This window comes from Mesorhizobium sp. ISC11 (assembly GCF_037162595.1).
GTDB classification, from domain to species: Bacteria; Pseudomonadota; Alphaproteobacteria; order Rhizobiales; family Rhizobiaceae; genus Mesorhizobium; species Mesorhizobium ciceri.
In genome coordinates this window covers 2,737,829-2,750,674 of the sequence record NZ_JAVSPW010000001.1, presented here as the reverse complement: position 1 = coordinate 2,750,674, position 12,846 = coordinate 2,737,829, and the positions used below count along the sequence as shown (strand labels likewise).

The 12,846-nt window shown below is 59.9% G+C and carries 11 protein-coding genes and 1 tRNA gene; 6 read left to right on the top strand and 6 right to left on the bottom strand.

Features of this window, described 5'->3' with window-relative positions:
* The first annotated feature begins 49 nt into the window (after nt 1-49).
* Nucleotides 50-1,717 carry a tetratricopeptide repeat-containing sulfotransferase family protein gene (locus RPF88_RS13720; RefSeq protein ID WP_013532602.1) on the top strand — a complete coding sequence of 556 codons (1,668 nt, stop codon included), beginning with the start codon at nt 50-52 and terminating at the stop codon, nt 1,715-1,717.
* 377 nt (nt 1,718-2,094) lie between these two features.
* Here RPF88_RS13720 and RPF88_RS13715 read toward each other — a convergent pair whose 3' ends face one another.
* From RPF88_RS13715 to RPF88_RS13705, 3 genes are all read right to left on the bottom strand, one after another.
* Complete coding sequence (locus RPF88_RS13715) at nt 2,095-3,240, bottom strand: porin (RefSeq protein ID WP_013532601.1); 1,146 nt, start codon at nt 3,238-3,240, stop codon at nt 2,095-2,097.
* A gap of 97 nt (nt 3,241-3,337) precedes the next feature.
* Nucleotides 3,338-3,589 carry a GIY-YIG nuclease family protein gene (locus RPF88_RS13710; protein ID WP_013532600.1) on the bottom strand — a complete coding sequence of 84 codons (252 nt, stop codon included), beginning with the start codon at nt 3,587-3,589 and terminating at the stop codon, nt 3,338-3,340.
* Between the two features lie 92 nt (nt 3,590-3,681).
* Nucleotides 3,682-3,772 (bottom strand) — tRNA-Ser (locus RPF88_RS13705).
* Nucleotides 3,773-4,221: 449 nt separating this feature from the next.
* On the opposite strand from RPF88_RS13705, the gene RPF88_RS13700 reads away from it, so the two are divergent.
* Complete coding sequence (locus RPF88_RS13700; RefSeq protein ID WP_013532599.1) at nt 4,222-5,358, top strand: porin; 1,137 nt, start codon at nt 4,222-4,224, stop codon at nt 5,356-5,358.
* Nucleotides 5,359-5,596: 238 nt separating this feature from the next.
* Nucleotides 5,597-6,691 (top strand): tyrosine-type recombinase/integrase, encoded by a 1,095-nt coding sequence (locus RPF88_RS13695; RefSeq protein WP_013532598.1) that lies wholly within the window; start codon nt 5,597-5,599, stop codon nt 6,689-6,691.
* 59 nt (nt 6,692-6,750) lie between these two features.
* Here RPF88_RS13695 and RPF88_RS13690 read toward each other — a convergent pair whose 3' ends face one another.
* A complete protein-coding gene (locus tag RPF88_RS13690) occupies nt 6,751-7,650 on the bottom strand; it encodes an alpha/beta fold hydrolase (protein ID WP_013532597.1) in 900 nt (299 codons plus the stop codon).
* 109 nt (nt 7,651-7,759) lie between these two features.
* The gene (locus tag RPF88_RS13685) at nt 7,760-9,811 is read right to left on the bottom strand and encodes a lytic transglycosylase domain-containing protein (protein WP_013532596.1); all 2,052 of its coding nucleotides are present in this window, start codon (nt 9,809-9,811) and stop codon (nt 7,760-7,762) included.
* A 247-nt stretch (nt 9,812-10,058) separates the two neighbouring features.
* Here RPF88_RS13685 and dapA point away from each other — a divergent pair, with 247 nt between their 5' ends.
* From dapA to RPF88_RS13670, 3 genes are read left to right on the top strand one after another with little or no spacing between them, the layout of a single operon-like run.
* Nucleotides 10,059-10,940, top strand: coding sequence for a 4-hydroxy-tetrahydrodipicolinate synthase (dapA, locus tag RPF88_RS13680; RefSeq protein WP_013532595.1), 882 nt, complete (start codon nt 10,059-10,061; stop codon nt 10,938-10,940).
* 25 nt (nt 10,941-10,965) lie between these two features.
* Entirely contained in the window at nt 10,966-11,445 is a 480-nt protein-coding gene (gene smpB, locus RPF88_RS13675) for an SsrA-binding protein SmpB (RefSeq protein ID WP_013532594.1), read from the top strand.
* 15 nt (nt 11,446-11,460) lie between these two features.
* Nucleotides 11,461-12,171: a glycoside hydrolase family 25 protein gene (locus tag RPF88_RS13670; RefSeq protein ID WP_013532593.1), complete on the top strand. Its 711-nt coding sequence runs from the start codon at nt 11,461-11,463 to the stop codon at nt 12,169-12,171.
* Nucleotides 12,172-12,188: 17 nt separating this feature from the next.
* Here RPF88_RS13670 and RPF88_RS13665 read toward each other — a convergent pair whose 3' ends face one another.
* Complete coding sequence (locus tag RPF88_RS13665) at nt 12,189-12,845, bottom strand: uracil-DNA glycosylase (RefSeq protein WP_013532592.1); 657 nt, start codon at nt 12,843-12,845, stop codon at nt 12,189-12,191.
* Nucleotide 12,846 lies beyond the last annotated feature (1 nt).

The window sequence follows — 12,846 nt, the reverse complement described above, 5'->3', positions numbered from 1 at the left end:
CAGATCCGTAACGCTGGATTCTTTCGGCCGCTTTTGCTAGCGAGACGTGATGAACAACCGTCTGCCGCCTGCCTGGTCAAAGCACCTCAAGGTCCAAACCGGGCCGAAACCCAAATTCCCGCAGCCAAATCTGCGCAACGCAAATTCGCTTTCGCCTGCGCAGGCAGACGATGCGTTGCTGGAGCAGGCGTATCAGTTTCAGCAGGCCAAGCGGCTTAACGAGGCTCAGGACCTATGCCTTCGGGTGCTGGCGCGCACGCCTAACCATCCGCTCGCCCTGTATATTTTGGGGACCGTGTGCCTGGGCTACGACGATGAGGCGGCCTTGCGATATTTCGCACGAGCGATCGGCGAGGAACCAAAAAACCCCTACTACCACCTTGGTTTGGCTTCGGCCTATGTGAAGGTCAGTGAATATTCACCGGCAATCGAGCATATGCAGTATGCCTTGGAGTTGCAGCCAGGTCTCATCGAAGCGCTTTGTGCATTGGGGGACGCTTATATCCAGTTTGATAAACCCGACATGGCTTTGCCGCTCTATGAGAAGGCGCTGAAGATCAACCGCGATCATCCCAAAGTGCGGATAGGACTGGCCAGCGCGCTCAGCAGCCTGGGGCGCATGGACGAGGCCGCCGCCTTTCTTAAAGAAGCAATCGAACGTCGCATCGCAATGCCGACTGCCTACAACGACCTTGTACAGACGCAAAAGTTCACCGAAGAGCCAAAGGAACTACAATCCATCGTTGGTGAACTCGGCAATCCCAAGCTTGATCTGGACGGCGTAGAGAAGCTCCATCTGGCGGCCGGCAAGGTGCTGAACGACCTCAAGCGCTATAAGGATGCATTCGGCCATTTCAACAAGGCCAAACAGGCCTCGGGCCGCTACTTCGATATCGACCAATACCGTCGGTGGGTAGATTCACTGATTGAGACCTTCACGCCTGAGATGCTGGCTGCCAGGTCGGGTTACGGAAATCCTTCGGAAGTTCCTGTGTTCGTGGTCGGCATGCCGCGCTCGGGAACGACACTCACGGAACAAATTTGCGCAAGTCATCCCGATGTCCATGGCGCAGGGGAACTAAGCAAACTCAGAAGAGTCGCGAATGCGATCGACCTCAGAAAGTCATCGGCCGGGAGGCTAAACCATGCGATGGCGTCGATCACAGAACACCTGTCCGGAACACTGGCCGAAGAGCACCTGACCTATCTGAGGGAGCGAGCGCCTGCCGCGCTTCGGATCGTGGATAAGATGCCTCATAATTTTGAGCTGATCGGTCTTATCGCCGTTCTCTTTCCCAACGCGCGAATCATTCATTGCCGTCGTGACGCCATCGACAATTGCGTCTCTTGTTTTGTCCAGAAATTCGGCGAGGGGCACAGCTACAACACCGACCTGAAGACACTCGGCCTGTACTATCGAGAATATGACCGCCTGATGCAGCATTGGAACGAGGTTTTCCCGAACCTGATCTTCGAAAATCAGTACGAGACGCTGGTCGACGATCAGGAAGCGCAGTCACGCCGCCTCATCGATTACCTTGGGCTGCCCTGGGATGACGCCTGCCTGCGCTTTTTCGACAGGGATGGTTCGGTCAACACACCCAGTCGCTGGCAGGTTCGCCAACCGATCTACAAATCGTCGGTCAAGCGCTGGAAGAATTATGAAGGCGAGATCCAGCCACTCATCGATGCTTTGGGCGACTTGGCGGACACGTAACTCAGACCAGTCCTGCGTTCCGCTCATGCGCGCACGTCTCCTCGATTTGGTTGGCACTGCTGAGAAATAGAGCTGAAGAAGCTTACGGATGCGCGTGATTCCGCACCCGATGATCCCAACACAATCGCTCGGTTGGTCAATTGATTCTGCTGGTCGACACGCTCGAAGTGCTTGGCGCGAAAACTCACGCACTGCCGGACTGCCGGAGCTGCCGGGGCTCGGCTTCGTCGGCTGGCTATTGTCGCTCGCAAACCTTCAAGAAGTGCAGGGGCTCGGTCTCGGGGCGGCTCAACTGCATTTGACGAGTCTCTCGGAACCCGGCGTAAAAAACCCGGCGGTTGCCCGCCGGGTTTTCGATTTCGACAAGTCGAAATATATTAGAACGAGCGCTGGAAGCGGAGGAGGCCGCCGATGCTGTTCTTCTTGTCGGCCGGTGTGAACGATGGGTTAACATAGTTGACATCGCCAAATCGGCCTGCATGGAGGTAGTCGACTTCGGCCGTGACCGTGAAGCCCGGCACAACGTCGTAAGCGATGTTCGCGGCAACGCCGACGTTCTTCCAATCGTCAGCAGACACCTGAGCGTTGAACGAGGTTTTTTCGTTGAACTTGTAGGTGCCACCGCCCCACACTGCCCAATTGCCACCCCACATCTTGTAGAAGCCGCGACCGTTGGCGTCGACATGATTGCTGAGGTTATCGTTGAGATTGTCGTCCGAACCGTAGCCGCCCATGATGAACAGCGAGAGTTCGTTGGAGACGTTCACATCCAGGCGAACCTTGCCGGCCACTTCTTCGTAATTGCTGTCATAGGCGACGACACCGGTGATGGCGCCCCAGCCCTGCGTGTACTTCACGCCGCCGACGACATGCGGAACATAGCTGTCGATCGTGTCATTGGCGTTACCTTCTTCCAGCGAGACCACTGCCGAGAAGCCGTTGCCGGCGTCGAAGTAGTACTGGACGACGTTGGTGTCGAAATCGCCGTAGGGAACGAGCGTGTCGTTGATGACGTTGCCGGCGTAGCCGACGAACGTATCGAAGGCCGATTCGTCCTTACCGACGCGCAGGCCGCCGAGCTGGATCCAGGCGAAGTTCAGCGAGACGTCCCGGTTGTGGGCGGCGTTGACGTCCTCGAAGGCGTTGTCGTCGCCGAAGTTGAAGCGGGTCTCGGTGTAGGTCTTCAAGGTGCCGAGTTCGGTTTCCTGGCCTGTCCAGGTCTTCAGCGTGAAGCGGGTATTCTTCAGCCAGGTATTGTGGTCATCACCATCCTGGTGATCCGCGGCTTTTGCACCATCGAACGAACCGAGGTCGCCACCGCCGATGTCATAACGGACATAGCCGCCGACGCGCAGGCAGGTCTCGGTGCCGGGGATGTAGAAGTAGCCAGCGCCGTAGACGTCGCAAATCTTGACGTATTCAGCGGGTTCCGGCTCGGCGACGACGACGGCGTCGGCGGCGCGCGCACCGGAAACTGCGATCAGGGCCGCAGCGGAGCCGAGGAGAAGGCTCTTAATGTTCATTTTCTGACCTCCAGTCAGAATCGAGAACGGAGGTCGGTAAAACCCAGCTCTCATGTATTTTTTTCTTTATATTTCAGATGGATAGATAAAAAGGCCTTCAGCGGGGCTCTGTCCGCCAAAGCCGTTTACTGGCGAAAGCCTTGCCCGATCCGGTCTTGAAATATCGCTCGAACTGCCGTGCGTTGGTCTCGGTTTCGACCGCGATATAGGTCTTCAGGGCTACAGGCAGATAGGCTCTGGTCGAAGTCACATAGCCTGATTGATGCGATTCGAACCGGCGTCGAAGGTCGTTTGTCGACCCGACATAGACATCGCCATTATGAAGCTGCAGGAAATACACGTACCACATGGTCCCCGTACGCTACTTCGTAGCTTCGGGCGACACTCCCACGCCGATGCGGTTCCGGGTGGCCTGCCACCCGAAGCCCGCAGGGCGTAGGGTGGCGGAGAGGATGGGATTCGAACCCACGAGAAGCTTTTGACCTCTACTCCCTTAGCAGGGGAGCGCCTTCGACCACTCGGCCACCTCTCCGTTGCGCCGCTGGATAAAGAAAAGCGCCGGCACAATCAACAAGCCCGCATCATTATATGCAAAAATAAGAAGGCGCCGAACCGCGACCCCCATGGATGTGGCGGTTCTGCGGTTGTTTCCTGGCTAGCGACTCGGGAATTCGCCATGATTCCGTCGGCCCATCGCCGGATTCGCCGGCAAACAAGGGAGTGCGGCGGCCTGATGGTTAACGAGAGCTTTCTGAGTGAGGCCAAATCGTGTCATTTGTGCAACAACGCCGGGGGATAGCAGCCAGGCAGCCCTTTCACCGGTACGATCGTGGTTGAACCTCGCCGCCTCATGGGTAATGTCGATTTCGAAGGAGCGGCGCGGTGCGCATCTTTTTCGGTAGTGGGGATGGGGCAGGGAACGCTGTCCTTCAGCAAAGAATACCCAGACCCGTTTTTTAACTTTTGACTGGAGGTCAGAAAATGAACATTAAGAGCCTTCTCCTCGGCTCCGCTGCGGCCCTGATCGCAGTTTCCGGTGCGCGCGCCGCCGACGCCGTCGTCGTCGCCGAGCCGGAACCCGCTGAATACGTCAAGATTTGCGACGTCTACGGCGCTGGCTACTTCTACATCCCCGGCACCGAGACCTGCCTGCGCATCGGCGGCTATATCCGTTATGACATCGGTGGCGGCGACGTCGGCTCGTTCGATGGTGCAAGAAGCGCAGATCATCAGGACATCGGTGAGAGCAACGACACCTGGCGCAAGAGAGCCCGCTTCACGCTGAAGACCTGGACCGGTCAGGAAACCGAACTCGGCACCTTGAAGACCTACACCGAGACCCGCTTCAATTTCAGCAACACCCAACGCGATACGAGCCCGTTCATCAATGCTGCTGGCAACGAGCCTGTTTCGCTGAACTTCGCCTGGATCCAGCTCGGTGGCCTGCGCGTCGGTAAGGACGAATCGGCCTTCGATACGTTCGTCGGCTACGCCGGCAACGTCATCCAGGATACGCTGGTTCCCTATGGCGGCTTCGACACCAACGTCATCCAGTATTACTTCGATGCTGGCAACGGCTTCTCGGCTGTGGTTTCACTCGAAGAAGGCTATGGCGCCTACACGATCGACAGCTATGTTCCGCATGTCGTCGGCGGTGTGAAGTGGACGCAGGGCTGGGGTGCAATCACCGGCGTTGTTTCGTATGACAGCAACTACGAAGAAGTCGCCACCAAGGTTCGCTTGGACGTGAACGCGACGAACGAGCTGACGCTGTTCATCATGGGCGGTTACGGCACCGACGACAACTACACCGACGCAAGCTTGAATTTCCCTGCTGGTGGTCGCGGCATGTACAAGCAGTGGAGCGGCAATTGGGCACTGTGGGGCGGTGGCACCTACAAGTTCAACGAGAAGACCTCGTTCAACGCTCAGGTGTCATATGACGAGGGCAAGAACCTCGGCATCGCGGCGAACATCGCCTACGACGTGGTTCCTGGCTTCACGGTTACGGCCGAAGTCGATTACCTTAATGTCGGCAACGACACCGTGTCCAACTGGACCCATGCCGACAAGAAGAGCAACATCGGCGGTATCCTCCGCTTCCAGCGCTCGTTCTAAGGGCTGGTTCCTTACAGGTGAAATCCAGCCCGGGCGCGCAAACGCCCGGGCTGTTTTTGTTTCGTGACTGGATCAAGGCAAACGGAAGGATGGGGGTAACGGTAGCTGAATAAATCCGTGGGGTGGTTTCGTGGGATCCGCTGATGGGCGGATGAAATCACAACTGCGTGATTAAAATCTCTTGAAAGGACGCTTCCAAGCGGGTAGGGCTGACCTATCCCACTCGGGGGTGTGGCAAATGATGACGAACGAAGCGATTCAAGAGGGCGAGTCCTCTGATCATTTTTCGATGTTTTCTTCTCAAAGTCCGAAGATTCGATACACCTACAACAAGATTAGAGAAGTAAAATCGCATCGGGTCGGAGATCTTTTTTCAGCATATCGGGACATATTATGGGATGATGGGCGGCATAAGTATAATGTCAGCTCGTTCATCGGCGAAATAGACGAGATTCTCCTTGGTGAGCGTTTCAGCGCCTTTGACCAAAGTACCCTGGACAACCTTATCGGCACCCTGCGCCAGCGCGGCAACAGCAACGCAACCATCAATCGAAAGATGGCTGCCCTCAGCAAACTGCTGCGCAAGGCTCACAAGATGGGAGATATCCACAGCCTGCCCGAGTTCCGCCGCCAGAAGGAGCGGGCGGGTCGGATTCGCTTCCTCGAAAGGGACGAAGAGGCGCGCCTGTTCGCCGCCATCAAGAGCCGCAGCGAGGATGCCTACAGGCTTTCCGTTTTCCTGGTCGACACCGGATGCCGTCTCGGCGAGGCGCTTGGGCTGATCTGGAACGATATCCAGGAGCATCGCGTCTCCTTCTGGATCACCAAATCCGGCCGCAGCCGCACCATTCCGATGACCGAGCGGGTCAAGGAGGTCATCAAGCTGCCTCCCACCGAGGGTCGTCGGCCCAAAGGACCGTTCACCAAGCTCAGCCAGGCACAGTTCCGTGCCATCTGGAACGACGCGAAGGCCGAAGTCGGCCTCGGCGCCGACGATCAGGTGGTGCCGCACATATTGCGCCATACCTGCGCCTCGCGTCTTGTCCAGGGCGGCATCGACATCAGGCGCGTGCAGATGTGGCTCGGCCACCAAACGCTGTCGATGACGATGCGCTACGCGCATCTGGCCACCAACGATCTCGATGGCTGTGTCATCGTGCTGGAAACGCCTCGATCGACTCAGCCGGGCGGCAATTGCGCTGAAGGCCCCATGTTTTCTTCGCCCGTGACGACGCCTTCGTCGCCGACGGCAGAGCGGAAAAAGAGGGACGGGGCAGCCGCCGCCGCTAAGGAGTCGCCGAAAGCGACTCGGAAAAGTTCAAAAGCCAAGTAGGCTGAAGAAACTTGCCTATACTATCATAGCTATCCCGTGACCTTGTTCGGTCATGGGATTTACTTCAGGATATTCTTCCGCTCGGCCTGATCGAGAAAAGCGCCTATGTCGCCCGGTAGGCTGCCGGTCTCGAGGAACGGCGCATGGCCCTGACCCTCGACGGTGATCGTCTCCATCATGGAATGGCGCTCTCTCATCTGCTTGAGCGTGTCTGTGGACAGCAATCTCGAATTAACGCCCCGTATGGTGAGCAGAGGAATCGCGGCCAACGCCTCGAATTGCGGCCATAGGTCAGGCAGCTTCTGCGTCAGATCGAGACTGGCAACGGTATCCACCAGCTTCGGATCGAAATCCGGCACCAGCCCACCATCCGTTTCGCGGTAGAGAGCCCATACCATCCGATCCCAATCGGCGCCGGCAAGAGCGGAGAAGTCTTCGCCATGCACGCTGCGCTGGGCGGCCGCCGCCTGTGTGCGGGTTTTCGGTGCCGGGTCGCGCTCGAGATAAGACTGGATATGGGCAAGTCCGGCCGTCTCGATCATCGGTCCGATGTCGTTGAAAACAATGGCTTTCAGGACGGATGGCCGCATCGTCCCGAGCACATGGATGATCAATCCCCCGCGCGAGGTGCCGATGAAGGCCGCTTCTCCGATGTTCAGCGCCGCCAGCCCGGCGAGAATGTCGCCGGCCTCCACGCCGACATTGTAATTTTTGACGTCGGGATCATAAGCTGACTGCCCGCGCCCGCGGTAGTCGAAGGCGATGACCTTTCGTGGAGTTGCCGCATGCGTCGACAGATAGAGCGCCAGCTCGTGAAAATCCCTGGCATTGCGGGTCAGGCCAGGCAGGCAGACAACCGGCCAGGGTCCGGAATTGGCCTCGCCATAGACGCGCGCATGGAGTTTTAACCCGTCCGGTGCGCTGTAGAAGAAGTCGGAAAAAAGCTGCTCGCTTGCCATCGGAATGTGCGACCTCGCTGTATCAATCTGGACAGCTACAGGCGAGGGCAGGGATGGTCAATAAAAGGCGCTCTTGCCTTCTCCCACAAGTGGAGAAGGACAGAAAGGCTCAACTCCGCCCGTTCACCAGATCCCCGACAATGTCGTATTCGCCGGAAATACGCATCTTGTAGACCTCGTAATTCTCCATCACTCGCTGAACGTAACTTCTTGTTTCCGTGTAGGGAATCCGCTCGATCCAGTCGACGACCGCGTCGATGTCCTTGCCGCGCGGGTCGCCATATCTGCCCACCCACTGCCTGGCCCGGTTGGGGCCGGCATTGTAGCCGGCGAAGGTCAGCACGTAGGAGCCGTTGAAGCGGTCGAGCTGTTCGCCGAGGAAGGCCGAACCAAGCGTCGCGTTGTAGCCGGCATCGGTGGTCAGCCGTGTTTGCGAAAACTGCAGCCCGGCCTTCTTCGCCAATTGCCTTGCGGTTCCCGGCATCAGCTGCAGCAGCCCGCGCGCGCCGGCGCTCGACACGGCGCCGATGTTGAATTCGCTTTCCTGGCGGGCGATCGCATAGGCCAGCGCCTTGCCTGAGCCGGAAATGTCGGCCGAATCGGGAATGACGCCGAGCGGATGCGACAATGCGCCGACATCAATGCCGCGCGCCCCGGCGATCTTGCCGATTTTCAGCGCCATGAAATGGTTCCCTTGCTTTTCGGCAAGGACAGCGAGCAGCGCCAGTTCGCCTGGACTGGTCAACTGCCCGGCAAGGTCGCGATAGAGCGTCTCGGCATAGCGGTCGTAGCCCGCCTCCTGCAGCCGCTTGATGGCGCTGACGGCCTCGCGGCCGGCAAAGTTCTGCCGGTCGGCTGCGCTTGGCGAGGGATAGACGATGTTGAGCGCCTGCCGGCCGACACGTTCGGCGGCAAGCTGGCCGTAGAATGTCGTGCCGTAGGCAGCGGCGCGCGCAAAATAATCCTTGGCGTTGCCCGGGCCGCCGACTTCGGCGGCACGGCCGAGCCAGTAATACGCGCGCGACAGCGTCATCGGCCCTTGGGCAAGGTCGGCGATGCGAGCGAAATGCGTTGCGGCAAGCTTGGGGTCGTTCAGGCCGCGCAACGCGTACCAGCCGGCATGGAATTCGGCGTCGGCCGCATTGGTGGCACTTTCGGCAGCGTGTGTAGCGACGATCTTGTACGCGGCCTTCATGTCGCCCTGGTCGACCAGTTCACGCGACAGCACCCGGCGCTCGACCCACCAGGCATCCGGATCGACCAGAGCTTCGCGATCGGTCGGTGCCTGCATCACAATGGCTGCAGCGCCGGCAAAATCCTCCTGCTTGCGCAAATATTCGGCCTGCGCGAAGAAGTAGCCGGCCGAACGTTGCATTGCCGGCACGGCCTTCAGCAGCTTGGGCGCGTTCTTGTCGCCTTTGTCGGCCGCCGCCCATGCATCGGCGAGCTGCTGGGCGCCGGCGAGGCCGGCGACGCGCAGCGCGGAATTCGCGCGGTCGGCATAGAACATGCGCTCCATGCGAAAGCGGTGGTCCGCGGCCGGGATCAGGCTGCCGAATTCCTTGATCAGCGCCGCCTCGTCCTTGGCCTCCAGGATCGCGGTGCGCCAGAAGGGCGACAGCACGGAACGCGCCGCCTTGGTATTGCTGGACGCCACATAGGCGCGGGCGAGAACCATCACGCCTTCGAATGTCTGCGGCTGGCTGCCATCGAACGCCCTGATGACGATGTCGGGGGCAGGGTTCTCTCGATAGAGCGCGCGCTCGCTGTTCTTGCGCAGGGCTACGGTCCCCGGCCAGTTGGGCAGCATCTTGGCCGCAGCAGTGATATCGTCGCTCGGAACCTTGTCGCCGCCATAAAGCGCGATCGCCCAGGCAAGGATATGCTGGTCGAGCGACTGCGCCGGAAGGGCATCGCGCACGCCACGAGCGCGGAGACTATCACCCCGCGCCAACGCATCCAGTCCGCTTTTCAGAGGGGCGACGTCGGGCAAGGGCGCCTGTCGCGTTCTGTCCTGCAGGTCTGGCAGCGCAATTGCCGCGCCTGGAATCGGAATGGCTGAGGTGACCCGTGCGTCCACGCTGCCGCTGATCGCCATGCCCGGCATCAGCGCGAGCGCGGCGCCAAGCAGCGCGAGAAGGTGAGGCCGACCGCCCGGCATGATCCCTAAATCTTTCCTTGTCCTGGCATTCCACAAGCTGGCGAAGATGCCTCGAAGCCTAAACTTAGGTCGTGAAGAGCCCGTAAACAAAGAGTTAGCGAGGCCGTTCGAATTGCGCTTGCTGGCACCATGGCAATGCTTGCCGCGCAACCATGTCGAGACTATGGTGCGCCGCTTCGCTTTCGGTTAGAAGGCGCGACCACAAACACCGACACAAAACACCAGAAGTGCCAAGGAGTTGGACGATATGCTGAGAGGCTCGCTTACTGCGCTCGTGACACCGTTCGAAAAGAGCGGGCGTTTCGACGAGAAAGCCTTTCGCGCATTCGTCGAATGGCAACTCGCGGAGGGCACGACGGGCCTGGTGCCGGTCGGCACCACCGGCGAGTCGCCGACACTGTCGCATGACGAGCACCGCCAGGTCGTCAAGGTATGCATCGAGGTGGCCAAGGGACGAGTTCCGGTCGTCGCCGGCGCTGGTTCCAACAACACCGAGGAAGCCGTCGGGCTCGTGCAGTATGCCGAGAAGGCCGGCGCCGATGCCGCCCTGGTCGTCACGCCTTATTATAACAGGCCGACGCAGCGCGGCCTGTATGAGCACTTCGCGGCGGTCGCCAGGGCGACCAAGCTGCCGATCATCATCTACAACATCCCGCCGCGCTCGGTCATCGACATGATGCCGGACACGATGGGCCGGCTCGTGCACGACTTCAAGAACATCGTCGGTGTCAAGGATGCCACCGGCAAGGTCGAACGGGTTTCCGAGCAGCGTGCCACGTGCGGCAAGGATTTCATCCAGCTTTCGGGCGAAGATGCTTCGGCGCTTGGATTCAACGCGCATGGCGGCGTCGGCTGTATTTCGGTGACGTCGAACGTCGCGCCGCGGCTGTGCGCCGAATTCCAGGAGGCAACGCTTGCCGGCGACAGCGCCAAGGCGCTGGATCTGCAGGATCGCCTGCTGCCGCTGCACAAGGCGATCTTCATCGAGCCTGGCGTTTCCGGCGCCAAATACGCGCTGTCGAAGCTAGGCAAGGTCGAAAACGTGCTGCGCTCGCCGTTGGTGACGATCGAACAGTCGACTGCCGACAAGATCGATGCGGCTATGAAGCACGCCGGCTTGATTAATTAGGGATGAGGCGCCACCTCTCCGCATCATGAATCAAGTCAGAAAAGCCGATCCCAACAACAAGACCGTTTCGGAAAACCGCAAGGCGCGGTTTTCCTATGAGGTGCTCGACACGGTCGAGGCCGGTCTGGTGCTGACCGGCACCGAGGTCAAGTCGCTGCGCCAGGGCCAGGCCAACATCCAGGACAGCTACGCCTCGGTCGAAGGCGGCGAGATCTGGCTGATCAATTCCTATCTGCCGGAATATCTGCAGGCCAACCGCTTCAACCACGAGCCCAGGCGGCGCCGCAAGCTGCTGCTCAACAAGCGCGAAATGGCGAAACTGTCGCAAAGCGTCGACCGCGAAGGCATGACGCTTGTGCCGCTGAAAATCTATTTCAACGACCAGGGCCGCGCCAAGCTGCTGCTCGCTGTCGGCCGCGGCAAGAAACTGCACGACAAGCGCGAGAGCGAGAAGCAGCGCGATTGGTCGCGCGAGAAGGGCCGGCTGTTAAAAGAGCGTGGGTAGGCTGGGGCCATTCGCTTGAAGAACCGAATTGTTCTCTTTGGTCTGGCCAGTCTGGTCTTGGTATGTTTCGTCGCAGCAGGCGGCTACATCTATTTCAAGGCATTCTCGCCGGACCGCGACAAATATCCGCTCAGGGGCATCGACGTTTCCCATCATCAGGGCCGGATCGACTGGCCGCGTGTCGCCGCCGACGATGTCGCCTTCGCAGTCATCAAGGCGACCGAAGGCGGCGATCATGTCGACGATGCCTTCGCGAAGAATCTGGAAGAGGCCCGCGCCGCCGGTCTCGCCGTCGGCGCCTATCACTTTTTCACCTTTTGCCGACCTGGCGCCGACCAGGCGAAGAATTTCATCTCGGTTGTGCCGCACGACCAGCCGCTGCTGCCGCCGGTCGTCGACATCGAATTCGGCGGCAACTGCCCGCAGCGGCCGACGCCCGAACAATTGAACGCCGAACTGGCCGCGTTCCTCGCTCCAGTCGAGGCGACGTTCGGCAAGCCTGCGATCGTCTATCTGACCGATGAGGCAGCGCAGACCTATGCAGGGCGCATTGCTGCCCGTCCGCTCTGGCTCCGCTCGTTGCTCCTGGAGCCGGACCGCGACGACTGGGTCTACTGGCAGTACCACAACAGGGGTCGCGTCGACGGCATCAATGGCGATGTCGATATGAATGTGCTGAAGGGTGGGCCGGCGGTGCTGGCTGCACTGTTTGCGCCATCAAGCTGATCCGCTGGCGCCCGACTCTATTTCTGCAGGAACGCCGCTATCTGGCTGAAAACGCTAACGAACATCGCTTCGGTCAGCACACCGGTGTTGGTGTTGTAGCGCGAGCAATGATAGCTCGAAAACAGCGTGATGCTGCCGGCCGGCAGCTGCCCGCCATGCTTGAACGGATAGGCGGCGACACGCCCGCCCAATGCCCGCACCGTCGACTGGTGCGCGATCGATCCCAGTGCCAGCACGGCGCGCAGGTTCGGGAACCTGGCGATCGTCGGCACCAGGAATGTCCGGCAGGTGGCAATCTCAGCGCCCACCGGCTTGTTCTCCGGCGGCACGCAGCGCACCGCGTTGGTGATCGCGGTGCCGACCAGCTCCAATCCGTCATCTGGCCGCGCCTTGAACTCTCCGCGCGCAAAACCGTGCGAAATCATCGTCGAGTAGAGCATGTCGCCGGCATAGTCGCCGGTGAACGGGCGGCCCGTTCGATTGGCACCGCGCAGGCCAGGCGCCAGCCCGACGATCAGCAACTGAACCGCCGCGTCACCCTCGGGTGGTAAAAAAGTCGGCACCGGCGCATTGAACCAGGACGGCTCGCGCTGCCGCCACTCGGCGATGAAGTCATGCAGCCTTGGGCAGAGCGGGCAATCGCGGCCGGGTTCGGAGGCGGAAAGCACGGTCAAG